The organism is Pseudomonas sp. CC120222-01a, assembly GCF_003097235.1.
In the GTDB taxonomy this organism is placed as follows: Bacteria; Pseudomonadota; Gammaproteobacteria; order Pseudomonadales; family Pseudomonadaceae; genus Aquipseudomonas.
Genome location: NZ_QEQQ01000002.1, coordinates 211531 through 237516 on the forward strand (window position 1 = coordinate 211531; position 25986 = coordinate 237516).

The 25986-nt window shown below is 63.2% G+C and carries 19 protein-coding genes; 5 read left to right on the forward strand and 14 right to left on the reverse strand.

Annotated elements, in window-relative coordinates; translation table 11 throughout:
• Window positions 1–27 precede the first annotated feature (27 nt).
• The 6 genes from selO to betI all read right to left on the reverse strand — a co-directional run bounded on the left by selO (window position 28) and on the right by betI (window position 10828).
• Window positions 28–1488, reverse strand: coding sequence for a protein adenylyltransferase SelO (gene selO / locus N430_RS03920; RefSeq protein ID WP_110633058.1), 1461 nt, complete (start codon window positions 1486–1488; stop codon window positions 28–30).
• Window positions 1489–1533: 45 nt separating this feature from the next.
• Window positions 1534–4842, reverse strand: a complete 3309-nt coding sequence (gene mscK, locus N430_RS03925) for a mechanosensitive channel MscK (protein ID WP_110633062.1) — start codon at window positions 4840–4842, stop codon at window positions 1534–1536.
• A gap of 35 nt (window positions 4843–4877) precedes the next feature.
• Window positions 4878–6620: a potassium/proton antiporter gene (locus N430_RS03930; RefSeq protein WP_110633065.1), complete on the reverse strand. Its 1743-nt coding sequence runs from the start codon at window positions 6618–6620 to the stop codon at window positions 4878–4880.
• A gap of 264 nt (window positions 6621–6884) precedes the next feature.
• Entirely contained in the window at window positions 6885–8582 is a 1698-nt protein-coding gene (gene betA / locus N430_RS03935; protein WP_110633068.1) for a choline dehydrogenase, read from the reverse strand.
• Between the two features lie 78 nt (window positions 8583–8660).
• Window positions 8661–10133, reverse strand: coding sequence for a betaine-aldehyde dehydrogenase (betB, locus tag N430_RS03940; protein ID WP_110633071.1), 1473 nt, complete (start codon window positions 10131–10133; stop codon window positions 8661–8663).
• Between the two features lie 38 nt (window positions 10134–10171).
• Window positions 10172–10828 (reverse strand): transcriptional regulator BetI, encoded by a 657-nt coding sequence (gene betI, locus N430_RS03945; RefSeq protein ID WP_110633074.1) that lies wholly within the window; start codon window positions 10826–10828, stop codon window positions 10172–10174.
• A gap of 534 nt (window positions 10829–11362) precedes the next feature.
• Between betI and N430_RS03950 the strand changes: the two genes are divergently transcribed.
• Entirely contained in the window at window positions 11363–13309 is a 1947-nt protein-coding gene (locus tag N430_RS03950) for a BCCT family transporter (RefSeq protein WP_256592080.1), read from the forward strand.
• Window positions 13310–13520: 211 nt separating this feature from the next.
• On the opposite strand, the gene N430_RS03955 is transcribed toward N430_RS03950, so the two are convergent.
• The 4 genes from N430_RS03955 to gpmI all read right to left on the reverse strand — a co-directional run bounded on the left by N430_RS03955 (window position 13521) and on the right by gpmI (window position 18683).
• The gene (locus N430_RS03955) at window positions 13521–14288 is read right to left on the reverse strand and encodes a divergent polysaccharide deacetylase family protein (protein ID WP_110633082.1); all 768 of its coding nucleotides are present in this window, start codon (window positions 14286–14288) and stop codon (window positions 13521–13523) included.
• Window positions 14289–14296: 8 nt separating this feature from the next.
• Entirely contained in the window at window positions 14297–15631 is a 1335-nt protein-coding gene (locus N430_RS03960) for a S41 family peptidase (protein WP_110633085.1), read from the reverse strand.
• 79 nt (window positions 15632–15710) lie between these two features.
• Complete coding sequence (locus tag N430_RS03965) at window positions 15711–17006, reverse strand: murein hydrolase activator EnvC (protein WP_110633087.1); 1296 nt, start codon at window positions 17004–17006, stop codon at window positions 15711–15713.
• A 141-nt stretch (window positions 17007–17147) separates the two neighbouring features.
• Window positions 17148–18683 (reverse strand): 2,3-bisphosphoglycerate-independent phosphoglycerate mutase, encoded by a 1536-nt coding sequence (gene gpmI / locus N430_RS03970; RefSeq protein ID WP_110633090.1) that lies wholly within the window; start codon window positions 18681–18683, stop codon window positions 17148–17150.
• A 206-nt stretch (window positions 18684–18889) separates the two neighbouring features.
• Here gpmI and N430_RS03975 point away from each other — a divergent pair, with 206 nt between their 5' ends.
• Genes N430_RS03975 through secB form a run of 3 tightly spaced genes read left to right on the forward strand, consistent with a single transcriptional unit; the run spans window position 18890 to window position 20085 of the window.
• Window positions 18890–19303, forward strand: coding sequence for a rhodanese-like domain-containing protein (locus tag N430_RS03975; RefSeq protein ID WP_110633094.1), 414 nt, complete (start codon window positions 18890–18892; stop codon window positions 19301–19303).
• Window position 19304: 1 nt separating this feature from the next.
• Entirely contained in the window at window positions 19305–19559 is a 255-nt protein-coding gene (gene grxC / locus N430_RS03980) for a glutaredoxin 3 (RefSeq protein WP_003249204.1), read from the forward strand.
• Window positions 19560–19599: 40 nt separating this feature from the next.
• Window positions 19600–20085, forward strand: coding sequence for a protein-export chaperone SecB (gene secB, locus N430_RS03985; protein WP_103446040.1), 486 nt, complete (start codon window positions 19600–19602; stop codon window positions 20083–20085).
• A gap of 166 nt (window positions 20086–20251) precedes the next feature.
• On the opposite strand, the gene trmL is transcribed toward secB, so the two are convergent.
• Window positions 20252–20713 carry a tRNA (uridine(34)/cytosine(34)/5-carboxymethylaminomethyluridine(34)-2'-O)-methyltransferase TrmL gene (gene trmL, locus N430_RS03995; protein WP_110633097.1) on the reverse strand — a complete coding sequence of 154 codons (462 nt, stop codon included), beginning with the start codon at window positions 20711–20713 and terminating at the stop codon, window positions 20252–20254.
• Here trmL and N430_RS04000 point away from each other — a divergent pair.
• Window positions 20712–21149 (forward strand): hypothetical protein, encoded by a 438-nt coding sequence (locus N430_RS04000; protein ID WP_110633100.1) that lies wholly within the window; start codon window positions 20712–20714, stop codon window positions 21147–21149. The two genes, trmL and N430_RS04000, sit on opposite strands and share 2 nt — an antisense overlap.
• A gap of 358 nt (window positions 21150–21507) precedes the next feature.
• Here N430_RS04000 and ntrC read toward each other — a convergent pair whose 3' ends face one another.
• The 3 genes from ntrC to glnA all read right to left on the reverse strand — a co-directional run bounded on the left by ntrC (window position 21508) and on the right by glnA (window position 25844).
• Window positions 21508–22944: a nitrogen regulation protein NR(I) gene (gene ntrC / locus N430_RS04005; protein WP_054884256.1), complete on the reverse strand. Its 1437-nt coding sequence runs from the start codon at window positions 22942–22944 to the stop codon at window positions 21508–21510.
• Window positions 22941–24026: a nitrogen regulation protein NR(II) gene (gene glnL, locus N430_RS04010; RefSeq protein ID WP_103446038.1), complete on the reverse strand. Its 1086-nt coding sequence runs from the start codon at window positions 24024–24026 to the stop codon at window positions 22941–22943. The genes ntrC and glnL overlap by 4 nt, the downstream gene beginning before the upstream one ends.
• A gap of 411 nt (window positions 24027–24437) precedes the next feature.
• On the reverse strand, window positions 24438–25844 hold the full coding sequence (glnA, locus tag N430_RS04015) for a type I glutamate--ammonia ligase (RefSeq protein WP_103446036.1): 1407 nt from the start codon (window positions 25842–25844) through the stop codon (window positions 24438–24440).
• Window positions 25845–25986 lie beyond the last annotated feature (142 nt).

The following is a 25986-nucleotide window of genomic DNA, read 5'->3' on the forward strand; positions in this document are numbered from 1 at the left end:
TCCCTGTGGGAGCGGGTTTGGCGTTAATCAGGAAGAACAGCTGATTTCCAGGTGCTTGCCCCACTCCGGTGGGCGCTCGGCGTAGGCCTGCATGCCGGCTTGCTCCTCGAACGGCTGGCTCAGCACCTGGTGCAGGCGGCGCACCTCACTGTAATCCCCCGCTTCGGCCGCTTCGATGGCCTTCTGCGCCAGGTAGTTGCGCAGCACGTACAGCGGGTTCACCGCATGCATGCGCTCACGACGGCCTTCGGCATTGCCCGCCTCGCGTTCGCAGCGGGCCAGGTAATCCGTGCCCCAGGCATCGAAGCCGGCGAGGTCGATGAAGTCGTCGCGCACTACCTTCAGCGCTTCGGCGATGGGCTGGTCGCCCAGCTTGCGGAAGAACAGGTTGTAGTCCACGCCACCGCTCTGCATGCGCTGCAGCAGGCGCTCGACCAGCGCCATGTCGTCGTCTTCTGCAGTGGTCAGGCCCAGGCGCCGACGCATCAGGTCGAGGTAGTGCGCCTGATACAGCGGCAGGAACAGGCCCAGCGCTTCCTTGAGCGATTCCACCTCGATCACCGTGGTCAGGGCCTGGGCCAGGGCGCTGAGGTTCCAATGGGCAATCGGCACCTGGTTGGCGTAGCTGTAGCGGCCGCGGTCGTCGGAGTGGTTGCAGATGAAGTTGGCGTCGAAATCGTCGAGGAAGGCATACGGGCCGAAATCGAAGGTGATGCCGAGGATCGACATGTTGTCGGTGTTCATCACCCCGTGGCAGAAGCCATAGGCCTGCCAGCGGGCGATCAGCTCGGCGTTGCGCTCGACGATAGTGCGGAACATGGCCAGGTAAGGCTGCTCGGCATCGCGGCATTCGGGGTAGTGCTGCTCCAGCACGTGGTCGATCAGCACGCGTTGCTGTTCCGGCTGCTTGGTGTAGTAGAAGTACTCGAAATGCCCGAAACGCACATGGCTCTGCGCCAGGCGGGTCAGCATTGCCGCGCTCTCGCGGGTTTCGCGCCACACCGGGGTGCTCGAGCCGATCACGCACAGGGCCCGGCTGCTGGGGATGCCCAACGCGTGCAGGGCCTCCGACGCGAGGAACTCGCGGATTGACGAGCGGAGCACGGCGCGGCCGTCGCCCATGCGCGAGTAAGGCGTCTGGCCGGCGCCCTTGAGGTGCAGGTCCCAGTGCTCGCCCTGGTCATTCAGCACTTCGGCCAGCAGCAGGCCGCGGCCATCGCCCAGGCGCGGGTTGTAGGAGCCGAACTGGTGGCCGGAATAGACCATCGCCCGCGGATCGGCTTCTTCCCAGAGCTTGTGGCCGCTGAACAGCTCGGCGAACACTGGCTCATTGGCCTGGGCCGGGTCGAGGTCGAGCAGGGCCATGGCCGACTCGCTGGCCACCACCAGGCGCGGCTCGGCGATCGGCTCGGGCAGGACCTGGGTGGAGAACGCATCGCCCAGGCGGGCGAAGCGATTGTCGAAGGTGAGTTGGTCGAGGGCTTTCACGGGCTGCTCCTGAGATTCAGCACAGAATAAAGCATTCGAGCTTACTCAGGCCGGTGCAGTGCCATCCGGTTTAGGTTGCTCCATCGGGATCAGTTGCTGCTTGCCGCCTTTCGGGTCCATCAGGAACACTTCGACCTGGCGTACCGAGATCTTGATGTTGTGGGCCTTGAACTCGCGGTTGATGTAGCGGTTGATCTCGTCCAGCGTCGGGTTGCGGTCACCGAGGTCACGCACGTGCATGCGCAGCTCGTGGTCCAGCGAGCTCTCGCCGAAGTTGAGGAAGTACACGATCGGCTCCGGGTCCTTGAGCACCCGTGGGTTGTCGTGGGCGCCCTTGAGCAGCAGGTCGCGCACCAGGTCGAGGTCGGAGCCGTAGTCGATGCCCAGCTTCAGCGTCACCCGGGTGACGGTGTCGGTCAGCGACCAGTTGATCAGCTGGCCGGTGATGAAGGTCTTGTTGGGGACGATGATGTCCTTGCGGTCGAAGTCGGTGATGGTGGTGGCGCGGATGCGGATCTTGCTCACCGTGCCGGACAGGTTGCCGATGGTGATGGTGTCGCCGATCCGCACCGGGCGCTCGAACAGGATCATGATGCCGGAGATGAAGTTGGCGAAGATCTCCTGCATGCCGAAGCCCAGGCCCACCGACAGTGCCGCCACCAGCCACTGCAGCTTGTCCCAGCTCACCCCGAGGGTCGACAGGGTGCTGACGATGCCGACACCGACGATGGTGTACGACAGCAGCGTGGTGGTGGCGTAGGCGCTGCCCTGGGCCAGGTTCAGGCGTGACAGCACCAGCACTTCCAGCAGGCCCGGCAAGTTGCCGGCCAGGGCGAAGGTAATGCCGACGATCACCAGCGCGCCGAGCAGGTCGCCGAGGCTGATCGGCACCATGCTGGCGGCGGCACCGGTGCCGCTGGTGTACTCGTACAGCACGAAGTTGTTGAGGTAGGCGAACACCGAGATCAGGTCCGACCAGACCCAGTAGAGCCCGGCGATGAAGCCGCCAAGCAGGGCCAGGCGGATCAGGCGCAGCGACTGTTGGTTGACCTGTTCGATGTCCAGGGTCGGCTCTTCGGTGATGACTTCGCCATCCAGCCCTTCCTTGGCGGCCTGGCGCTTGCTCAGCGCGCGCTGGTAGGCCAGGCGTCGTGCAGCCACCGAAAGGCCGCGGACGAAGGCGGCCTCGATCACCAGCCAGAACAGCAGCAGGTAGAGGGTGTAGATCAGTCGGTCGGTCAGTTTCAGCGCGGTGTAGTAGTAGCCGAAGCACACGGCCACGAACAGCGCGATCGGCAGGGCGGTGAAGGCCACCCCGACAGCCCTGCGGAACAGCGACGTGTCACGGTGCGCCGGGCTGCTCAGCAGCAGGCGGCTGAGCAGCCAGGCCATCAATGCGTAGCAGGTCAGCACCACGCCGATGCCGAGCACGTCATCGGCCAGTGCCGAAGGCTGGTGCTCGGCGACTGCCACCACACCGACCAGCGCCAGTACCACGGTACCTAGCCGGCGTACCCAGCCGCGCAGGAACTCGACCTGCGGCTTGTGCCAGCGGAAGTGGATTTCCGCCACGCCACCGGGGGCGAGGATGCGGTAGGCGGTGTAGAACACCAGCCAGGCCTGGGCCAGCTGCCACAGCGCCGCGCCGAGGTTGGCGTTCTGCCCGCGGGCGTCGATCTGCAGGGCGTAGCTGCACAGCGCCAGGCCCAGGCTCACTGGCATCGCCAGGAGGATGTTGATCAGGATGGCCTGAGGGGTGTGCCACTGGCTGTCACGGCGGAAGTGGCCGATGTCCTGGTGCACCTTGCCCAGCCGTTGGTAGAGGTATTTGCGCCGCCACAGCAAGGCACCGATCGCCAGCAGCAGCGGCAGGAACAGCAGCGGCCGCTGGCTCAGGCCGTCGGCCAGCTCCTTGATGCCCGAGCCCCAGGGCAGGCTGGCAACCTGTTCGGGGAAGCGTTCCGGCACCAGGCGCAGCCAGTCCCAGTCCAGCGGCTTGTTGCTGGGGATCCAGAACATCTGCTCGTCGAGGGTGTTGCGCAGGCCCTGGGCGGTGCCCAGCAGCTGCTTCTGGTTGAGCTGCAGGGTGATCGATTCGTTGAGCAGCGCCGACAGCTCGCGGTTCAGGCGTTCGAGCAGGTCGCTGCGGGTGATCGCCACCTCCAGCAAGGCCTTGCGCAGTTGCGGCGTGACGTCTTCCTGCGGCTGGTTGGCCAGCAGCTTGTCGACGTAGGTCACCGGGTTGCTCATCTGTTCGCGCTGCTGGTTGATCTCGAACTGGTACAGGCGAATGTCGGCGATCTGGTCGGCCAGGTCACGGTCGACCTTCAGGTGCGGCAATGCCTGCTTCTGCTTGTAGAGGATCTTCGACAGCAGCAGGCTGCCCTTGAGTACGTTGATCTGCTCATCCAGGGCCTGGTCGGCCTGGGTCAGGCTGTCGAGCTGCTGCTTGGTGCGCAGGTTCTGCTGGGTCAGCTCGTTGAGGCGGTCGGTGCTTTTCAGCAGATAGTCGGAAAGCTTCAGGTTGGCCGCACTCTCAGTGGCCAGCAGGCTGCTGCCGCCGGCTTTCTGCGCTTCGATCGACTGCTGGGTGACGGTTTGCTGGGACTGGGCCAGGCGCTTTTCGTTGATCAGCGTCTGCAGGTCCTGAATTTCCTGCTCCAGGCGCGCGGCACGCTCGATCAGCAGGTCGTGGCGGGCGTTGCCGAGGTCTTGCAGCAGGCCGTTGCCGGCCAGCTCCTGACGGCGCAGCAGGGTCAGCGCGTTGAGCGAGGCCAGTTCGGCATTGAGCTGGTTGCGCTGGTCGGCGTTGATCGGCTTGCCACCGTCCTTGCCGCTCTTGAGGCTGTTGTTGATCTGCTGGGTGCGGGTCTGGTTGTTGCTGATCTCGGCCTGGGCGCGCTCGGGTCGGGTCTGCGAGTTGATGATCAGGCTGTTGGCTTCGGACAGCGCCTTCTGCAGCTCGCCCTGCTGGGTGTTGCGCTCGCTGAGCATCTGCTCGAGCTGCGGCACGGTCAGGCTGGCATAGCGCTGGGCGACTGGCTGTGCCTTGCTTTCCTTGAGCCGGGCCAGTTCTTTCTGGCTGTCGCTGGTTTCCTTGGGGGCACTGGTCAGCTGCTGCTTGAGCGCGGCCAGCTTCTTCTCGCTGTCATCCTTGCTGTTTAGCAGGGCCATGGTCTGCTCGAGCACCTGCTGCAGGGCCTTCTGGTCGGCTTCGGGCAACTTGCGCTCGGCAATTTTGTCGAGGCTGTTCTGGATGCTGGCGGTGCTCGGGGTTTCCGCCGCGTTGACCGCGACAGGAAGGGACAGGCACAACCCCAGCAGGGCTGTGCGAAGGTACACGCGCAAGGACATAGGCAGACTACTTGTGGATCAGGCGGAAACGGAGTTTAGAGGAACAATCCTGGTCCGGGTCGCGTTCCTTCGGGGAATCTGACGCCGACTTTCTGAATCTTGTTCCCGTCCATGGTCGCCACCGTCCAGATCGTGCCGTGCCAATCGACCTGGTCGCCTACTACTGGAGCGCCTCCGACCTTCTGTCGGATGAACTGCGCAAGTGGCATTTTCGCGTCCAGGCCGTCCAGTTTCAGGCCATAAAGTGCGGCCACCGCGCCCAGCTCGGCATCGCCTTCGAGCACGAAGTCGCCGAAGAAGCGCAGGTCCAGGCCGCGCTGTGGTGCCTGGCTGAACAGTTTGCCCAGTGCCGGAAGGTTATGTTCGTGGCCGATCACGCAGAGCATGTCGCCGACTTCCAGTACGGTACTGCCGGACGGGTGCAGCAACTGTTCGGCGCGGAACAGTGCGGCGATACGCGTGCCTTCGGGCATTTTCAGCTCGCGCAGGGCAGCACCGATGCACCACTTTTCCGCGCCCAGGCGGTAGACGAACAGCTCCCACTCGCTGGTGACGTGCACTTCCAGCGCCGAGCGGGAAATAGGCGCCGGGTCCGGTGGTACGGTGACTTTCAGCAGCTTGGCCATCCACGGCAGGCTGGTGCCTTGCACCAGCAGCGACACCAGTACGATGAAGAACGCCAGGTTGAAGAACAGCTGGGCGTCCGGCAAGCCGGCCATCAGCGGGAACACCGCCAGAATGATCGGTACCGCGCCGCGCAGGCCGACCCAGGAGATGAAGCCCTTTTCGCGGCCGTGGAAGGCCTTGAAGGGCAGCAGTGCGGCCACCACCGACAGCGGCCGCGCCACCAGGATCATCCACAGCGCCAGGCCCAGCGCTGGCAGGGCAATCGGCAGCAGGTCGTGGGGCGTGACCAGCAGCCCCAGCACCAGGAACATGCCGATCTGGGCCAGCCAGGCCATGCCGTCGAGCATGTGCAGGATGCCGTGGCGGCTGCGGATCGGCTTGTTGCCCAAAACCAGGCCACACAGGTAAACGGCGAGGAAGCCGCTGCCGTGCAGGGCGTTGGTCAGCGAGAACACCACCAGGCCGCCGGCCACCACCAGGATCGGGTACAGGCCACCGGCCAGGTTGATGCGGTTGACCAGCTGCAGCATCAACCAGCCGCCACCCAGGCCCAGCAGGCCGCCGATACCAAACTCGCGCAGCAAGTGGCCCAGCAGGCTCCAGTGCAGGCCGGTCTGGCCGCTGGCAATCATGTCGATCAGGGTAACGGTGAGGAATACGGCCATCGGGTCGTTGCTGCCCGATTCGATTTCCAGGGTGGCGGTAACCCGCTCGTTCAGGCCTTTGCCGCCGAGCAGCGAAAAGACTGCCGCGGCGTCGGTAGAGCCGACGATGGCGCCGATCAGCAGGCCCTGGATGAGGCTCAGGTTGAACAGCCAGGCGGCGACCATGCCGGTGAGTGCGGTGGTGATCATCACGCCGACGGTGGCCAGCGACAGCGCCGGCCACAGTGCTACACGGAAGCTCGCCACCCGGGTGCGCAGGCCACCGTCCAGAAGGATCACGGCCAATGCCAGGTTGCCCACCAGGTAGGCAGTCGGGTAGTTGTTGAAGATGATGCCGCCACCATCGACACCGGCGACCATGCCGACGGCGAGGATGATGACCAGAATAGGGATGCCCAGGCGCGACGACAGCGAGCTGACCAGGATACTTGCGCCCACCAGCAATGCGCCGATCAAGAACAGGCTGTTGATGGTGCTGGCATCCAAAGGCAGGTACTCCGGGATATCGCGGGAAAGGGGCTTGGCTCCTTGACTTGGCAAGTCGCGTGCCAATTGATTCTAACCTGATGAATTGGCAGGCTGTAAAGCGTTTCTGCAGATGAAAAAAAGGCACCGCGGAGGGTGCCTTTTCGGGTGTTGCCTGGGAGGGCCCTTTCGCGGCTAAAGCCGCTCCCACAGGTACTGCACAGATTTCAAAACCTGTGCGAACCCTGTGGGAGCGGCTTTAGCCGCGAAGAGGCCGGGGCAGGATTACGCCTGCTTCACCTCACGCATCGCCTTGCCCTTCACCGGTGCACCGTTGGCCACGTAGTACTTGGCGGTGCTGCGCGGCAGCGGCTTACGGTTGCGGATCTTGTCCGAGATCTTCTCGGCGATCATGATCGTGGTGGCGTTGAGGTTGCCGGTGATGATGATCGGCATGATCGACGCATCGACCACACGCAGGCCCTTCATGCCGTGCACGCGGCCTTCGCCGTCGACCACTGCCATGTCGTCGGTGCCCATCTTGCAGGAGCAGGACGGGTGGAAGGCGGTTTCGGCGTGCTCGCGGATGAACTTGTCCAGTTCCTCGTCGGTTTGCACGTGCTCGCCCGGGCTGATCTCGCGACCGCGGTACGGGTCCAGCGCCGGCTGGGCCATGATTTCGCGGGTCAGGCGGATGCCGTCACGGAATTCCTGCCAGTCCTGCTCGGTAGCCATGTAGTTGAACAGGATGCTCGGGTGCTGGCGCGGGTTCTTCGACTTGGCCTGGATGCGGCCACGGCTTGGCGAGCGCATCGAGCCCATGTGCGCCTGGAAACCGTGTTCCTTCACGCCGTTGGAGCCGTTGTAGTTAATCGCGACCGGCAGGAAGTGGTACTGGATGTTCGGCCACTCGAACTCAGGGCGGGTGCGGATGAAACCGCCGGCCTCGAACTGGTTGCTGGCGCCGATACCGGTACCGTTGAACATCCACTCGGCGCCGATGGCCGGCTGGTTCCACCACAGCAGCGATGGGTACAGCGACACCGGCTGGGTGCAGGCGTACTGCAGGTACAGCTCAAGGTGGTCCTGCAGGTTCTCGCCGACGCCCGGCAGGTCGTGCACGACCGGGATCTCGAGGCTTTCCAGCAGGGCGCGCGGGCCAACGCCGGAACGCTGCAGCAGCTGTGGAGAAGCGATGGCGCCGGAGCTGACGATCACTTCCTTGCGGGCACGGGCTTCGACGCGCTCTTCGCTGTCGCCGACCAGGTAGGTCACGCCAACGGCACGCTTGCCGTCGAACAGCACGCGGTCCGTCAGGGCGTGGGTGACGATGGTCAGGTTCGGGCGCTTCTTGGCCTGGTCCAGGTAGCCGCGGGCGGTGCTGGAGCGGCGGCCGTTCTTGGTCACCGAACGGTCCATCGGGCCGAAGCCTTCCTGCTGGTAGCCGTTGAGGTCTTCGGTGCGCGGGTAACCGGCCTGCACGCCGGCTTCGACCATGGCGTGGAACAGCGGGTTGTTGCCGGCTTTCGGCGTGGCCACGCTGACCGGGCCGTCGCCGCCGTGGTAGTCGTTCGGGCCGATGTCGCGGGTTTCGGCTTTACGGAAGTACGGCAGGCAGTCCAGGTAGGTCCAGTCTTCCAGGCCTGGCAGTTCTGCCCAGCCGTCGAAGTCCTTGGCGTTGCCGCGGATGTAGCACATGCCGTTGATCAGCGAGGAGCCACCCAGGCCCTTGCCGCGGCCACATTCCATGCGGCGGCCGTCCATGTGCGGCTCCGGGTCGGTCTCGTAGGCCCAGTTGTAGCGGCGGCCCTGCAGCGGGAAGGCCAGGGCGGCCGGCATCTGGGTGCGGAAGTCGAAGCGGTAGTCAGGGCCACCGGCTTCCAGCAGCAGCACGGTCACGCCGGCGTCTTCGGTCAGGCGGGTCGCCAGGGTGTTACCGGCGGAGCCTGCTCCGACGATGATGTAATCGAATTCTTGGGACATGGAAGTACCCTCGTGTTGGCGGTGATCAGGGAGCGGAAACGCCCGTGCGCAGTGGCACGGGCGTGGCTGGACAGGGCCTTAGAAGACCGAGTTGTAGCCGCCCAGCTCGACCTGGACCGACTTGATGCGAGTGTATTGAGCCAGCGAGCTGACGCCGTTCTCACGGCCGACGCCCGACTGCTTGTAGCCGCCAACCGGCATTTCGGCTGGCGATTCGCCCCAGGCGTTGATCCAGCAGATACCGGCTTCCAGCTGGTGGATGATGCGGTGGGCGCGGGAGATGTCGTTGGTGCAGACACCAGCGGCCAGGCCGTAGTCGGTGTCGTTGGCACGGCGGATGACTTCTTCTTCGGTTTCGTAGGTGAGGATGCTCATCACCGGGCCGAAGATCTCTTCCTTGACGATGGTCATGTCGTCAGTGCAGTCGGTGAAGACGGTCGGGGCCACGAAGGCGCCATTGGCGAAGTCACCGGCAGTCAGACGCTCGCCGCCGCACAGCACGCGAGCACCTTCTTCTTTGCCCTTGGCGATATAGCCGAGCACGCTTTCCATGTGCTGGAAGCTGACCAGTGGGCCGAAGTTGGTGTTCTCGTCTTCCGGGTTGCCAACGCGGATGCGGGCAACGCGTTCGGCGATCTTGGCTTCGAAGGCCGCCTTCATTTCAGCTGGGATGAACACGCGGGTGCCGTTGGTGCAGACCTGACCGGAGCTGTAGAAGTTGGCCATCATGGCGATGTCGGCGGCCTTGTCCAGGTCGGCGTCGGCGCAGATGATCAGTGGCGACTTGCCGCCCAGTTCCATGGTGACTTCCTTGAGCGACGAGCTCGAGGCGCTGGCCATGACCTTCTTGCCAGTGGTCGTGCCGCCGGTGAAGGAGACTTTCTCGATGCGTGGGTGCTCGGTCAGCCAGGTGCCGACTTCGCGGCCGCTGCCGGTCAGGACGTTGAACACGCCGTTCGGCAGGCCGGCTTCGGTGTAGATCTCGGCCAGTTTCAGGGTGGTCAGCGAAGTGACTTCCGATGGCTTGAAGATCATCGCGTTGCCAGCGGCCAGGGCCGGGGCGGATTTCCACAGGGCGATCTGGATCGGGTAGTTCCACGCGCCGATACCGACGGTCACGCCCAGCGGCTCGCGGCGGGTGTAGACGAAGGACGATTCGCGCAGCGGGATCTGCTCACCTTCGATGGCCGGTACCAGGCCAGCGTAGTACTCCAGCACGTCGGCGCCGGTGACGATGTCGACATAGCGGGTTTCCGAGTACGACTTGCCGGTGTCCAGGGTTTCCAGCATGGCCAGTTCATCGTTGCGCTCGCGCAGGATGTCGACGGCGCGGCGCAGGATGCGGGAACGCTGCATGGCGGTCATCGCAGCCCAGACCTTCTGGCCGCGCTCGGCGCTTTCCACGGCCTTCTCGACGTCGGCCTCGGTGGCACGTTGCACGTGGGCGAGGACTTCGCCGGTAGCCGGGTTGATGGCTTCGAAGGTGGCATCGCTGCCAGCGTCGACGTAAGCGCCATCAATGTAGAGTTTTTGCGTTCCGAAACGGGCCATAGTGTCCTCGCAAGTGCAGTGTGTGGTTGGCTTGCGCGTCACGCTCCTGCCGGGTTGGCGTGAGCCGTGCGTGCTTGATCAGCGGCCTGGTCGGTTGTGCCCAGGGTGTGCTGTTTAGCCAGTTGTAGATCCATGTATTCGTATGCAATCCGTACTGCCTGGTCGGTGTCGAATGCATCTCCCGACAGGGCACCACGCAGCCACAGGCCATCGATCAGGGCCGCCAGGCCGCGGGCTGCCTTGCGCGCATGGTAGAGCGGCAGGGTGCGGCGGAACTGGCAGCACAGGTTGGAATACAGGCGGTGATCGTTGATCCGCTGCAACCTGTGCAAATCGGGCTGGTGCATGCTGGAAGCCCAGAAGGCCAACCAGGTTTTCATTGCCGGGCCGTTCACCTGGCTGGCATCGAAGTTGCCCTCGATGATCACTTTCAGGTGGGCACGCGGGCTGTCGTCCGTCAGGGCCTGGCGACGTGCTCTAACGCCTTCGTTGAGCATGTTCATGATGTAACCCATCGTCGCTGCGATCAGGCCGTTCTTGTCCCGAAAGTAGTGACTGATGATGCCGTTCGACACACCGGCCAAACGGGCAATCAGCGCAATGCTGGCGTCACCCAGTCCGACCTGATCGACCGCCTGCAATGTGGCTTCGATCAACTGCTGGCGGCGGATGGGTTGCATACCGACCTTGGGCATCTTGCTATCTCCTCAGGCCTGCGAGCAGACGACAGGCGGCTGACTCGGCGAAGGCCAGTCTATTTTGTTTTGATTGAACGTTCAATCAATAAAGAATAAGCTCTGCGACAATTTGTGCCATTGACAGTTTTTCAGGCTGTCGAGAAGGCACTGATTGACACCCCAGGAAATCGCGTAACCCCCGGAATACAAGGCGTTGACGGGCATGAGCGATGCGAAATGCAGATTCTGCCGTACGGTCACTGGCCCTGCGACAGGCCCTTGGAGCGGGCGGGGTGATCTGTGACGAATGCGCGCACCTCCGCTGAGGCGTGGCATTTTCAGCAGGCCACCTGTCTGTTTTTTTGCAACGTATCGATTCGGGATCGCGGTTTCCAGGGTGCTTTTATAACACCTGATGCAGTGGCGGAATTCCACCAATTGCTCGGGAAAAGACTGATTAGCCTCCACAGCCGTACTGCCCGGAGCATTCGTGCAATGAGTTCTGCCTCACTTACCAAGCCCCCCGCCGAGAGGGTACGGGTCAACCGCGTGGTGTTCTTCACCTCCGCGCTGATGATCCTCGTTCTGACTGCCTTGTTGATCGCTGTACCTGAAACCGCCGGCCAGGTGCTGGGCGTGGCCCAGAAATGGCTGACGCGCACCTTCGGCTGGTACTACATGCTGGTGATCGGCGGTTACCTGCTGTTCGTCATCTACCTGGCGTTTTCCGACTACGGCAAGCTCAAGCTTGGCGGCAAGGACGACCAGCCTGACTTCAGCTATGGCGCCTGGGCCGGCATGCTGTTCTCCTCCGGTATCGGCATTTCGCTGCTGTATTTCGGCGCGTCCGAGCCGCTGGACCACTACTTCAACCCACCGGAAGGCACCTCTGCCAGCCTCGAGGCCGCGCGCCAGGGCCTGCAGCTGACCTTCCTGCACTGGGGCCTGCATGGCTGGGCGATCTACGCCCTGGTCGGCCTGGCCGTGGGTTACTTCGCCTACCGCCACAACCAGCCGCTGGCACTGCGCTCGGCGCTGTACCCGCTGGTCGGTGAGCGTTGGGTCAAGGGCGCTGCGGGCAATGCCGTGGACATCTTCGGCATGTTCGTGACCCTGCTGGGCCTGGTGACCAACCTGGGCATCGGTTCGATGCAGGTTTCGTCCGGCCTGGAATACCTGTTCGGCATGGACCACAGCAAGACCAACCTGCTGGTGGTGATCCTGGTCATGGCCGGCGTGGCCACTGTGGCGGCGGTATCGGGTGTGGAAAACGGCATCCGCCGCTTGTCCAACCTGAACATCATGCTGTTCAGCGGCCTGCTGATCTTCGTCCTGCTGGGCGGCGAGACCCTGCACCTGCTCAACGGTTTTGTGCAGAACATCGGCGACTACCTGAACGGCATCGTGCTGAAGACCTTCGACCTCTATGTGTATGAAGGCGAAGCCGGCAAGTCCGAGCGCTGGCTGGGCCTGTGGACCGTGTTCTACTGGGCCTGGTGGATCTCCTGGGGCCCATTCGTCGGCATGTTCATTGCCCGTATCTCCAAGGGCCGTACCGTGCGCCAGCTGGTCAGCGGCGTGCTGCTGATCCCGCTGGGCTTCACCCTGGCCTGGCTGTCGATCTTCGGCAACACCGCGCTGGACCTGGTAATCAACCAGGGCGCCGTGGAGCTGGGCAAGACCGCCCTTGAACAGCCGTCGATGTCGATCTACCAGCTGCTGGAATACTTCCCGGCGGCCAAGATCGTGATCGGTGTGGCGGTGTTCGTCGGCTTCGTGCTGTTCCTCACCCCGGCCGACTCCGGCGCGGTGATGATGGCCAACCTGTCGTGCAAAGGCGGCAAGGTCGACGAAGACGCCCCGCACTGGATGGTGGTGTTCTGGTCGGTGGTCATCACCCTGGTCACCATCGGCCTGCTGTTCGCCGGCAACTTCGAGGCCATGCAGACCATGGTGGTGCTGGCGGGCCTGCCGTTCTCGGTGGTGCTGGTACTGTTCATGTTCGGCCTGTACAAGGCCATGAAGCAGGACGTGGCAGTCGAGCAGGAGCGAGCCGAGCTGGCCGCCCGTGGTCGCCGCGGCTTCACCGAGCGCCTGAGCCAGCTGGACCTGCAGCCGACCCAGGCCGTGGTGCAGCGCTTCATGGACAAGCAGGTCAGCCCGGCACTCAAGGAAGCTGCCGCACAGCTGCAGACCCTGGGCTTCGAGGTGGAAACCCGCGTTGGCCAGTCGCGCAACATGATGGGCCTGCGGGTGATGATGGACGAGGGCAACCCGTTCGTTTACGAAGTGAGCCTGGACGGCTACATGGCTGCGCCGAGTGAAGCACCGGTGGAAGGCGAGCCGGAAGTGCGCCAGCGCTTCTACCGTGCCGAGGTGTACCTGCACGATGGCAGCCAGGAGTACGACCTGATGGGCTTTGCGCCAGAGCAGATCGTGCGCGATGTGCTTGACCAGTTCGAAAGCCACCGGCAGTTGCTGGGCCGTGTGTATAGCTGATCGGCCTTGAGGCAAACAAAAAACCCGCTCACCTGAGCGGGTTTTTTTATGCCTGGAAGGCTATGCGGTCCCTTGTAGGAGCGGCCTTGTGTCGCGAAAGGGCCGCAAAGCGGCCCCGGCAATCTGTGCCGCGTGGCTGAAACCCTGGGGCCGCTACGCGCCCCTTTCGCGACGCAAGGCCGCTCCCACAATGACCGTGCGTACTGCAATGTCAGCGGTTGGTGTAGCGCCCGTTCTTGCCATGCCCCGGCATCGCCAGGTTGCTGCGCACGGCGATCATCTGCCTGAGCGGGATCAGCTCGATGCCCTGGCTCTTGAGCCGTGGCAGCTCGCGCTCCAGCACTTCCAGGGTCTGTGGATAAGGATGCCCGATCAGCACCGCCGAGCCCTGCTTGCGCGCCAGGGCGATGCCCTGTTGCAACTGCGCGGTAATTGCCTCGGTGGTACGCACGTCGTCGAGGAACACATCCCGCGACACATGCGCCAGCCCTTGGGCTTGGGCCTCGGCCGCTGCGACCGTGGCCGCGCTGGTGCGGCTGTCGACGAAGAACAGGTGCCGGCGTTGCAACTCACCCATCAACCAGGCCATCGGCTCACGCTGGGCGGTCATGCGGCTGCCCATGTGGTTGTTGATGCCAGCGGCGTACGGCACCTTGGCCAAGGCAGCGTCCAGGCGTCGCGCCAGCTCTTCGATCTGGATGCCTGGGTGCCAGGCATAGGGCCCGGTGGCCGGGTCCATGGGCATGTGCAGGATCACCGTCTTGCCGGCCTTGTGGGCTTGGCGGGCGAAGTCGGTGGCATGCGGGGTATCGGGCATGATCGCCATGGTCACCGGCCCGGGCAGGGCGAGTGTTCGGCTGTCGCGATCGGCGCTCTGGCCCAGGTCGTCGATGATGATGCTCAGGTAGGCCTTGCCGGCCGGCGCCGCTTGCGCGACCCCGGCCATCAGGCAGAACAGCAGACACAGCAGATAACGCATGGGGTGGATCAGTCGCCCTTGGTGATGTTCAGGCCCTTGAGCAGGCTCAGCGCCTGGCTCAGCTGGTAGTCGCTGTCCTGTGGGCGCTCCTGGCGCTTGCTGCTGCCGGTCGGGCGGTCGGCGCCGCCGTTGCCGTTGCCCAGGTGGCCCTGCAGGTCGGCTTCCTTGAAGGTGTCATTGTCGCTGGCGTCGGCGGTCAGCTTGGCTGGGCGCACTTCGATGTCGGGGACGATGCCCTGGGCCTGGATCGAGCGGCCATTGGGGGTGTAGTACAGCGCAGTGGTGAGCTTCAGCGCACGGTCGTTGGCCAGCGGCAGCACGGTCTGCACCGAGCCCTTGCCGAAGCTGTCGGTGCCCATCAGCACGCCGCGTTTATGGTCCTGCAGGGCGCCGGCGACAATTTCCGAGGCCGAGGCACTACCGCCGTTGATCAACACCACCAGCGGTACGCCTTCGCTGGCGTCGGCCGGGTCGGCGGAGAAGCGCAGCTCGGAGTTGGCGATGCGGCCCTTGGTGTAGACGATCAGGCCCTTGGTCAGGAAGTGGTCGGCCACTTCCACCGCAGCCTGCAGCACGCCACCGGGGTTGTTGCGCAGGTCGAGGATCACCCCGCGCAGCTTCTTGCCGTTGTCCTTGCGCAGCTTGGCCAGGGCCTTGCCCACTTCGTCACCGGTCTTGACCTGGAACTGGGTGATGCGAATGTAGCCATAGCCGCTCTCCAGCAGCTGGCTCTTCACGCTCTTGACCTGGATCACCGCACGGGCAAGGGTCACGTCGAACGGATTGCCGCCGTCGCGCACCAGGGTCAGGGTAATCTTCTCGCCAACCTTGCCGCGCATCTTGTCGACGGCTTCGGTCATGGTCTGGCCACGGGTTGGCGCGCCGTTGATCTTGACGATCAGGTCGCCGGCCTGCACGCCGGCACGCGATGCCGGGGTGTCGTCAATCGGCGACACCACCTTGATGTTGCCGTCCTCCTGGCCCACTTCGATGCCGAGGCCGCCGAATTCGCCACTGGTGCTTTCCTGCAGCTCCTGGAAGTCCTCAGGGCCGAGGTAGGCCGAGTGTGGGTCAAGGTTGCTGAGCATGCCCTTGATGGCGTTTTCCAGCAGGGTCTTGTCGTCCACAGGTTCGACGTAGGCAGCCTTGATACGGTCCATGACTTCGGCAAAGGTGCGCAGCTCTTCCAGCGGCAGTGGCGCCTTGGCGGTCACTTCGGTGGCTGGCACGGCGGCAGTCTTGGCTGGCGAGGCTTTCGCCGGCTCCGCGGCGCTGGCCAGGGGCGCACCGATCGCCAGGGCGATGGTCAGGGCCAGCTGGGTGAGGCGAGGCGAGTGCAGCATGTCGAACGAACTCCTGATCCTGTAAACGCTCCCTGCGGAGCATCGGCGCAGCGCTTGGCGCCATGCCGTATGTAATGTGTCAGCCGCGGCACCACTGCGAAGGGTCGGTAGGCCGGCCCTGCTGGCGGATGGCGAAGTACAAGCCTGCACTGTCCTGGCCACCGCTGTCGCCAACGGTGGAAATGGCCTCGCCGGCCTTGACGATGTCGCCGGCGCTCTTGAGCAGGCTCTGGTTGTGGCCGTACAGGCTCAGGTAACCATTACCATGGTCGAGAATGACCAGAAGTCCAGCGCCACGCAACCAGTCGGCAAACACCACGCGCCCGCCGTGTACTGCGTGTACCTGGGTGCCGGGGCTGGCGCTGATCATCACGCCGTCCCACTTGGCCCGGGCATCGCTGCCGCGGGCATCACCGAAGCGTGCCAGCAATCGACCATTGACCGGCCAGGGAAGTTTTCCCCGTGCTGCAGAAAATGCACCGCCGTAGCTGGCGCCGTCACTGGAAACCAGCGGGCCGAGGGTGGTGCGGGCCTTTTTCGGCGGCTCGGCATCTTCCTTGTCCGCGCGGGCGGCCAGGGCCTCCTGCTGGCGGCGTTTCTCGGCTTCCTGCTGGGCGAGCAGGGCTTTCTTGCGTGCTTCTTCGGCTTCGCGGGCCTGGCGGGCCAGGGTTTCTTCGATGGTCTTGAGCACCTTGGCCAGGTCGGCCTGGTCCTGCTGGCGGGCCTGCAGCTTCTGGTCGCCGTCTTTCACGTCGCTGTTGAGCTTGGCCAGTACCTGCTGGCGTTTGCCGCGCTCGGCGTCCAGCGCCTGGCGGCGGGTGTCGAGGTCAGCGCGCTGGGCCAGCAGTTGTTCCTGCTCGCGGGAAATGTTCTGTTCGACACTGGCCAACTGGCGCAGGGTCTCGTTGAACGCCTTGAGCTGCTCGAGGCGCGCTTTGCTCAGGTAGTCGTAATAGGACAGGGTGCGCGCGAATTTCTCTGGGTTCTGCTGGTTGAGCAGCAGCTTGAGGTATTCCTCGCGGCCATTGTTCTGGTAGGCCGAACGGGCCTGGATGGCGATCAGCCGTTGTTGTTCAACGCGGGCGCTCTGGAGTTTTTTTTTCTCGGTATCAAGGCGCTCCAGCTCGCCCTCGGTCTTTTTTAGTTCTTGTTGCAGGGCCTCCACCTGCTTCTCCAGATTACCGATGTCGGTTTCAGTGGCCTTGAGGTCTTTTTGCACGCCGGCCTTTTCTTCCTGGAGCTTGCCCAGCGTCTTCTTGAGCTCGGCAATGTCCTGGCGGGTGGCGTCCAGTTGCTGCTGGGTCTGTGCGCGCTCATCGGCAAAGGCCGGGCTGAGCAGGCAGGACAGGGCTAAAGGGATCAGGGCGCGTAGCATGGGGTTTGGCGTACCAAGGATGGAGACTGGCCTAGTATGCCCGTGCGGGCAGGCAAAAAAAACGCCTCGCTGCGGGGGCAGCGGGGCGTTTGTCCGGAATTCATGTACAAAGGGGCTGCTAGGCGGCCCCGGTACACCGAATCAGGCGTCGACCAGGATCGAAGTACCGGTCATTTCTGCCGGCTTTTCCAGGCCCAGCAGTTTCAGCATGGTCGGCGCGACGTCAGCCAGCACGCCGCCTTCGCGGACTTTCACCTTGCGCTTACCGACATAGATGAACGGCACCGGCTCGCTGGTATGCGCCGTGTGCGCCTGGCCGGTGCACGCATCTTCCATCTGCTCGACGTTGCCGTGGTCGGCGGTGATCAGGGCTTCGCCGTCGACCTTCTCCAGCGCCTCGACGATGCGTCCGACACAGGTATCCAGGGCTTCGACTGCCTTGACGGCAGCCTCGAACACGCCGGTGTGGCCGACCATGTCGCCGTTGGCGTAGTTGACCACGATCACGTCGAAACGCTGCTGCTCGATGGCCTCGACAATGCGATCGGTCACTTCAGGTGCGTTCATTTCCGGCTGCAGGTCGTAGGTGGCGACCTTCGGCGACGGGATCAGGATGCGCTCTTCGCCTTCGAACGGCTCTTCGCGGCCACCGGAGAAGAAGAAGGTGACGTGTGCATATTTCTCGGTTTCGGCGATGCGCAGCTGGGTCTTGCCGTTCTTCGCCAGGTACTCGCCGAGCACGTTGTTCAGGCTGGACGGGGCGTAGGCTGCCGGCGCGGCGATTTTTGCCGAGTACTGGGTCAGGCCGATGTAGGCGGCCATCTTCGGCAGGCGGGCACGCGGGAATTCGTTGAAGTCCGGTTCGACGAAGGCACGTGACAGTTCGCGGGCGCGGTCGGCGCGGAAGTTCATGAAGATCACGGCGTCGCCGTCTTCGACCTTGACTGCCTCGCCAATACGCGTGGCCTTGACGAACTCGTCGTTCTCTTCGCGGGCGTAGGCGGCTTCAAGGCCTGCCAGCGCGGTGTCGGCGGTGTAGTCGGCAACGCTGTCGACGATCAGGTTGTAGGCGGCGCTGACGCGGTCCCAGCGGTTATCACGGTCCATTGCGAAGTAGCGGCCGATCAGGCTGGCGATGCGGCCCTTGCCGAGCTTGGCGAAGGTCGCGTCGAGCAGTTCGATCGACGATTGCGCGCTGCGTGGCGGGGTGTCACGGCCATCGAGGAAGGCGTGCAGGTAGATCTTCTCGGCACCGCGCTGCGCGGCCAGTTCGGCCATGGCGACCAGGTGGTCCTGGTGGCTGTGCACGCCACCGTCGGACAGCAGGCCAAGGATGTGCACCGCCTTGCCGGCGCCCGCAGCCTTGTCCACCGCGCCGGTGAGCACCGGGTTCTGGAGGAACTCGCCATCGCGGATGGCCTTGGTCACCCGGGTGAAGTCCTGGTAGACGACGCGACCCGCGCCGAGGTTCATGTGACCGACTTCGGAGTTGCCCATCTGCCCGTCCGGCAGGCCGACATCCATCCCTGATCCGGAAATCAGGCCATGCGGCTGGGTAGCGCGCAGGCGGTCATAGACCGGTGTGTTGGCGGCATAGATGGCGTTGTATTCGGGGCTTTCGCTGTGGCCGAATCCATCCAGGATGATCAGGACCAGGGGTTTGGGCGTACTCGTCATCAATCAAACTCACGGTTGTTCAAAGATGATAAAGACACGCATTTTAGGGCAAATGCGCCATCAACGGCGAATAATCGTCCTGTTGCCCGACCGGCGCAGGCAACCCGGTAACATGAAGGTACCTTTACCGCCGGCCCTTCGGGCTTTGGTGGTACTGGGGGGCTGTGTATACTGGCCGGCATTTTCAATCGCCTGGAACACCGCTGATGGTTGCTCACCTGATTCAATTCGCGACAGATCACTACATCCTGGTGGCGATCTTCGTGGTTCTGCTGGTTGCACTGCTCGTCAATGAACTGCGCCGCGGCGGCCAGAGCCTGAGCAACGGCCAGTTGACCGCGCTGGTCAATGCCGACAAGGCACTGGTCATCGACATTCGTCCTTCCAAGGAATATTCCGCCGGCCACATCGTTGGCGCGCTGAACATCCCGCAGGACAAGATCGCCAACCGCATGACCGAGCTCGAGAAGCACAAAGAGAAGACCCTGATCGTCGTCGACGCGATGGGCCAGCAGTCCGGCGCGGTCTGCGGCGAGCTGATCAAGGCCGGTTACACTGCCGCCAAACTGAGCGGTGGCGTTTCCAGCTGGAAAGCCGATAACCTGCCCCTGGTGAAGTGATATGAAGCCCGTCATCGTCTATTCCAGCGACTACTGCCCCTACTGCATGCGCGCCAAGTACCTGCTCGAGAGCAAGGGCGTGGCCTTCGAGGAAATCAAGGTCGACGGCAAGCCGCAGGTTCGCGCCGAGATGAGCCAGAAGGCCGGCCGTACTTCGGTGCCGCAGATCTGGATCGGCAGCACCCACGTCGGTGGATGCGATGACCTCTATGCCCTGGAGCGCGCCGGCAAGCTCGACGCGCTGCTGGCGGCCTGATTTGCACTGCATTCAAAAACATTAGGATTAAGGATCTGCCATGACTGACCAACAGACCAACGGCGCTGCTGCAGAAGACAACAGCCCTCAGTTCTCCATGCAGCGTATCTACGTGCGCGACCTGTCGTTCGAAGCCCCAAAAAGCCCGCAGATCTTCCGTCAGACCTGGGAGCCGAGCGTTGCCCTGGACCTGAACACCAAGCAGAAGGCCCTGGAAGGCGACTTCCACGAAGTGGTACTGACCCTGTCGGTGACCGTCAAGAACGGCGACGAAGTGGCCTTCATCGCTGAAGTTCAGCAGGCTGGCATCTTCCTGATCAAGAACCTCGACGCTTCGTCGATGAGCCACACCCTCGGCGCGTTCTGCCCGAACATCCTGTTCCCGTACGCCCGTGAAACCCTGGACAGCCTGGTGACCCGCGGTTCGTTCCCGGCCCTGATGCTGTCGCCGGTCAACTTCGATGCCCTGTACGCGCAAGAGCTGCAGCGCATGCAGGAAGCTGGCGAAACCCCGACCGTGCAGTAATCCTGCCGGGTTAAAAAAAGCGCCTCTCGGGGCGCTTTTTTGTTTGTTGCCTGTACCGGCCTCTTCGCGGGTGAACCCGCTCCCACAAGTATTGCGCGACTTTGAAGCCTGGCGCCGTACCTGTGGGAGCGGGTTTACCCGCGAAGAGGCCGGTACAGGCTAGCGATCAGCTCCCGGCAAACCCGTTCTGCCGCCAGGCCTCATACACCGTCACCGCCACAGTATTGGACAGGTTCAGGCTCCGGCACCCTGGCCGCATCGGCAGGCGCAGGCGTTGCTCGGCCGGCAAGCTGTCCAGCACGTCAGCTGGCAGCCCGCGGCTCTCCGGCCCGAACAGGAACGCATCACCGGGCTGATAAGCCACTTCATGGAACGGATGCGAGCCCTTGGTGGTAAAGGCGAACAGCCGCGGATTGCCCAGGCTTTCCAGGCATCCGGCCAGGCTTTCGTGGCGCTTGAGCGTGGCATACTCGTGGTAATCCAGCCCGGCACGGCGCAGGCGCTTGTCGTCCAGTTCGAAGCTGATCGGCTCGATCAGGTGCAGGGCGCAACCGCTGTTGGCGCAGAGGCGGATGATGTTGCCGGTATTCGGCGGAATTTCTGGTTGAAAAAGGATGACGTGAAACATGCACGGCTCCAAACGTGAAGATGACGAGCATTCTACCCCTGAACCCGACCTGCGTTCGAAGGCCTGGCCGCGCATGCTGCTTTCCCTGGCGCTGTTCGGCGTGTTGGTGGGCCTGATGATAGGCCGCCTGACTGCTCCGGATGAGCATGTGCTCGAGCAGGTCGAGGTGGTACAGGATGGTCTGAACCTGTGGTTCAACGAAGAGCCCAAACTGCATGGCGAAAATGTCGAAGGTACCGTGGCGCTGCTGTTCGAGGCCGAGGGCAAGGCACAGCGTGGTCAGTTGGACCTGCAGGGCAAGCCGGTCGGCTGGCGATTGCAGAATAGCGACAAAGGGCTGCTGCTGACGGTGATTGCCGCGCGTCCCCTGCACGGTGAGTGGGCCGGTGCAGAGGACGCTGGACGTTGGCGGGTGCAGGTGAAGCTGCACGAATAAAAGAGGGGATATCTCGGCCTGCCTGTACCAAGGTCCCCAAAAGGGCTTACAGCGAATTAAAGGGGGGATGGCCCGGCCTGCCTGTACCGAGGTCCCCAAAACTGGCGTTACTGCGAATAAAAGAGGGGTCACCCGGCCTGCCTGTACCAGGGCCCCCGAAACTGGGTATGTATTAGCTATTGCAGGGGACGTGCCAGTTTTGAAAAAGCCGGAAACATTGGGTTTCAGGGTGTTTTTGCCGAGTTTTGAGGGGTTTTGTGCCTTCGTGAGGTGCATCGGGCACAGCATCGGTGCACTGATGGGTGGAAATGACTGGGGCCGCAATAGCGGCCCCAGAGGTTTCACGGGTCAATAGGGGTCAGTGGTCCTCACCCTCATCATCATCCCCGCCATCCACGTTCATCCCGAGTTCCTTGATCTTGCGGGTCAGGGTATTGCGGCCCCAGCCGAGCAGCACCGCCGCGTCACGCCGGCGACCGGCAGTGTGCTTGAGGGCCGTCTCGATCATGATCCGTTCGAAGCTGGGTACCGCGCTGTCGAGCAGGTTCGACTGCCCACGTGCCAAGGCCTGATCCGCCCACTGGCGCAGCGCCTGCTCCCAGTTGGTCACCGGCGCGGCGTCCTGCGGCAGGTTCAGCAGCTCCGGCGGCAAGTCGCCGATCAGCACTTCGCGGCTGGAGGCCATCACCGTGATCCAGCGGCAGGTGTTCTCCAGTTGGCGCACGTTGCCTGGCCATGGCAGGTTGCGGATGAACTCCTCGGTTTCCGGCTTGAGCAGCTTCGGCTCGACGGCCAGTTCCTGGGCAGCACGGCCGAGGAAGTGGCGGGCCAGCGCCGGGATGTCCTCACGGCGGTCGGCCAGGCGTGGAATATGAATGCGGATTACGTTGAGGCGGTGGAACAAGTCTTCACGGAACTTGCCGGCCGTCACCAGCGACTCCAGGTTCTGGTGGGTCGCCGCGATGATGCGCACATCGACCTTCACCGGCACATGGCCGCCAACGCGATAGAACTCGCCATCGGCCAGCACCCGCAGCAGGCGGGTCTGGGTATCGGCGGGCATGTCGCCGATCTCGTCGAGGAACAAGGTGCCGCCGTCGGCCTGCTCGAAGCGGCCGCGGCGCAGGTTGGCCGCCCCGGTGAAGGCGCCTTTCTCGTGGCCGAACAGCTCCGACTCCATCAGGTCCTTGGGGATGGCCGCCATGTTCAGGGCAATGAACGGCGAGGCGGCGCGCGGGCTGTGACGGTGCAGGGCGTGCGCCACCAACTCTTTACCGGTTCCGGATTCACCGTTGATCAGCACGGTGATGTTGGAGTGGCTCAGGCGGCCGATGGCGCGGAACACCTCCTGCATCGCCGGCGCTTCGCCGATGATTTCCGGGGTGCGGGCCAAGGCCTGCGGCACATCGAGGCCTTGCTGTTCCTGGGCATGCTGATTGGCACGCTTGACCAGCGACACTGCTTCATCGACGTCGAACGGCTTGGGCAGGTACTCGAAGGCACCGCCCTGGTAGGACGCCACGGCGCTGTCCAGGTCGGAATGGGCGGTCATGATGATGACCGGCAGGCGCGGATGCTGCTCGCGAATCTGCGCCAGCAGGTCGAGGCCGCTGGCACCGGGCATGCGAATGTCGGAAATGATCACATCCGGCTGCTGGCGGGCCAGGCGGCCCATCACACCATCGGCGCTGTCGAAGCTCTGGGTGGTCATGCCTTCCTGTTGCAGGGCTTTTTCCAGGACCCAGCGGATGGAGCGATCATCATCGACGATCCATACGGTTTCACTTCGGCTCATGAGGCGGTGGCTCCTTGTTCCAGGGGCAGGAAGATCGAGAAGGCGGTGTGCCCTGCGTGGCTTTCACACTCGATCAGGCCCTGGTGCTGGCTGATGATGTTCTGGGTAATGGCCAGGCCGAGCCCGGTACCGTCCGGGCGCCCACTGACCATGGGATAGAAAAGCGTGTCCTGCAGTTCCGCAGGGATGCCCGGGCCGTTGTCGATGATCTCGATACGTGCCGCCAGGCGATGGCGCACATGGCCGATGGTGAACTGGCGCACGGCGCGGCTGCGCAGGGTGATGCGGCCCAGGCGCAGCTCGTTCTGCGAACTGATCGCCTGCATCGCGTTGCGCACGATGTTAAGGACGGCCTGAATCATCTGCTCGCGATCGATCAATACGTCCGGCAGGCTTGGGTCGTAGTCACGCACCAAAGTGATGCAGCCTTGGCTTTCGGCCTCGACCAGGCTGCAGACCCGCTCCAGTACTTCATGGATATTGGTCATGGCCAGCGACGGCAGCTTGTTCGAACCGAGCATGCGGTCGACCAGATTGCGCAGGCGGTCGGCCTCTTCGATGATCACGTTGGTGTAGTCGCGCAGGCCCTCTTCGGGCAGTTCACGGGCCAGCAGCTGTGCGGCACCGCGGATACCGCCGAGGGGGTTCTTGATCTCGTGGGCCAGGCCGCGCACCAGCATCTTGGTGGTTTCCTGCTTGCTCAGCTGGGCCTCTTCCTTGGTGATGCGCAGCAGGCGATCACGCGGGTGTACTTCCAGCAGCAGCAAGGTATTGCCCTGATGCAGGATCGGCGTCACGGCATAGTCGACGGTGATAGCTTGCCCGGTCAGCGAGGTCAGTTGCGCTTCACGCTTGGTGAAGGGGTGCGCCTGTTCCACGGCCTGGCGCAGCGAATTGAGCGCCTCGGTCGATTCGGTGAACAGTTCACTGATGAACTGCCCATGGCTGCGCTGGCCGCTGACCGCCAGGAGCATTTCCGCAGCCGGGTTCATGTACTCCAGGCGCAGCTCGGCATTGAGCAGGAGCGTTGCGGTGGTCAGGTTGTCCAGAAGCAGACGGTGCTGTGCATCGCTGATGGTCATAAGGCGTCGTTGACCTCTTTTGGCGCTTTTCCGGCACTGGTTTGAGCCAGCTCGGGCGCGCAGTGGATCCGCTGATGCCAGCAAAATGCAAGAAACAAACCAAGGCTCCGAAAAGAAGCGGAATTTGCCGATAAAGGCCTGCAATTGCGCAAATTCGGACCAGATTGTCTGGGTTTAACGTTTCACGTGACCTGTTTTGGGGTGTATCCAGGGGCGTAAGGTCCTTGCGTGCACCAATATAGAGCATAGAGGTTTCAGGATTTATCGCACAGTTGACCGGGCGCGGGAGTCAGGGCTTGTTGGGTCAGGTTAATCCACTGGGCCTTGTAGAAGATCCTGAAGGCAGAAACAGAAACGGCCTCCCGAAGGAGGCCGTCTTGATCAGGTCATCGGCGCAAGGCGCCAATCAGATCAGCAGCTGTAGTACAGCTCGTATTCCAGCGGGTGTACGAAGGTGCGGACCTTGATTTCTTCTTCGCTCTTCAGCTCGATGAAGGCGTCGATGAAGTCGTCGGAGAACACGCCGCCTTTGGTCAGGAACGCACGGCCTTTATCCAGCTCTTCCAGGGCTTCTTTCAGGCTGCCGCAAACCTGCGGGATGTCCTTGGCCTCTTCAGGCGGCAGGTCATACAGGTTCTTGTCAGCAGCATCGCCTGGGTGGATCTTGTTCTGGATGCCGTCCAGGCCAGCCATCAGCAGGGCTGCGAAGGCCAGGTACGGGTTGGCCGATGGGTCCGGGAAGCGTGCTTCGATACGGCGGGCTTTCGGGCTGCCGACGTAAGGAATACGGATCGAGGCGGAACGGTTGCGAGCCGAGTAGGCCAGCATTACCGGGGCTTCGAAGCCTGGGACCAGACGCTTGTACGAGTTGGTCGACGGGTTGGTGAAGCCGTTCAGGGCCTTACCGTGCTTGATGATACCGCCGATGAAGTACAGAGCGGTGTCGGACAGGCCGGCATAGCCTTCACCGGAGAAGGTGTTCTTGCCGTCTTTCCAGATCGACATGTGCACGTGCATGCCCGAGCCGTTGTCGCCGTACAGTGGCTTCGGCATGAAGGTAGCGGTGCGGCCGTAAGCGTCGGCAACGTTGTGCACGACGTATTTCAGGGCCTGTACTTCGTCAGCCTTCTTCACCAGGGTGTTGAACTTGACGCCGATTTCGTTCTGGCCGGCAGTCGCCACTTCGTGGTGGTGAACTTCAACGGTCTGGCCCATTTCTTCCAGAGCGTTGCACATGGCGGTACGGATTTCGTGGTCGTGGTCGAACGGCGGAACCGGGAAGTAGCCGCCTTTCACGCCTGGACGGTGGCCTTTGTTGCCGCCTTCCACGTCAGCGTCAGACATCCACGAGCCTTGCTCGGAGAAGATCTTGAACATCGAGCCGGAGATGTCCGACTTGAACTTCACTTCGTCGAAGATGAAGAACTCTGGCTCTGGGCCAGCGAAGACGGTGTCACCGATGCCGGTGCTCTTCAGGTACTCTTCGGCGCGCTTGGCGATCGCACGTGGGTCACGATCGTAGCCCTGCATGCTCGACGGGTCGACGATGTCGCAGGTGATGATCAGGGTCGGTTCTTCGGTGAACGGGTCCAGAACGGCGGTCTCGTCGACCGGCATCAGGATCATGTCGGAAGCTTCGATGCCTTTCCAGCCAGCGATGGAGGAGCCGTCGAACATCTTGCCGACTTCGAAGAAGTCTTCGTCCAGGCCATCACGCGCCGGCATGGTCACGTGATGCTGTACGCCCTTGGTGTCCGTGAAACGCAGATCAATCCACTTGACGTCATGATCTTTGATGAGTTGAACCGACTTCGACATGTTGTCCTCCGGAGGGTCTAGAGCGCGGTAGGCCGCTGCTCTGGAAAAAGGGTGTTGCCGGGCGCGGATAGTCGGCCAAGCTTACCTGCCTCACAAGGGAGCAAATTGCATGCCAGTGCCCGAAAATGGCGAGGGCGAGATA

Coding starts and splice junctions, on each gene's coding strand:
- mscK (WP_110633062.1), bottom strand. CDS start 4,842: ATGTCCTTGCGCGTGTACCTTCGCACAGCCCTGCTGGGGTTGTGCCTG.
- betA (WP_110633068.1), bottom strand. CDS start 8,582: ATGTCCCAAGAATTCGATTACATCATCGTCGGAGCAGGCTCCGCCGGT.
- betB (WP_110633071.1), bottom strand. CDS start 10,133: ATGGCCCGTTTCGGAACGCAAAAACTCTACATTGATGGCGCTTACGTC.
- betI (WP_110633074.1), bottom strand. CDS start 10,828: ATGCCCAAGGTCGGTATGCAACCCATCCGCCGCCAGCAGTTGATCGAA.
- N430_RS03955 (WP_110633082.1), bottom strand. CDS start 14,288: ATGCGTTATCTGCTGTGTCTGCTGTTCTGCCTGATGGCCGGGGTCGCG.
- N430_RS03960 (WP_110633085.1), bottom strand. CDS start 15,631: ATGCTGCACTCGCCTCGCCTCACCCAGCTGGCCCTGACCATCGCCCTG.
- N430_RS03965 (WP_110633087.1), bottom strand. CDS start 17,006: ATGCTACGCGCCCTGATCCCTTTAGCCCTGTCCTGCCTGCTCAGCCCG.
- gpmI (WP_110633090.1), bottom strand. CDS start 18,683: ATGACGAGTACGCCCAAACCCCTGGTCCTGATCATCCTGGATGGATTC.
- N430_RS03975 (WP_110633094.1), top strand. CDS start 18,890: ATGGTTGCTCACCTGATTCAATTCGCGACAGATCACTACATCCTGGTG.
- grxC (WP_003249204.1), top strand. CDS start 19,305: ATGAAGCCCGTCATCGTCTATTCCAGCGACTACTGCCCCTACTGCATG.
- secB (WP_103446040.1), top strand. CDS start 19,600: ATGACTGACCAACAGACCAACGGCGCTGCTGCAGAAGACAACAGCCCT.
- N430_RS04000 (WP_110633100.1), top strand. CDS start 20,712: ATGCACGGCTCCAAACGTGAAGATGACGAGCATTCTACCCCTGAACCC.
- trmL (WP_110633097.1), bottom strand. CDS start 20,713: ATGTTTCACGTCATCCTTTTTCAACCAGAAATTCCGCCGAATACCGGC.
- ntrC (WP_054884256.1), bottom strand. CDS start 22,944: ATGAGCCGAAGTGAAACCGTATGGATCGTCGATGATGATCGCTCCATC.
- glnL (WP_103446038.1), bottom strand. CDS start 24,026: ATGACCATCAGCGATGCACAGCACCGTCTGCTTCTGGACAACCTGACC.
- glnA (WP_103446036.1), bottom strand. CDS start 25,844: ATGTCGAAGTCGGTTCAACTCATCAAAGATCATGACGTCAAGTGGATT.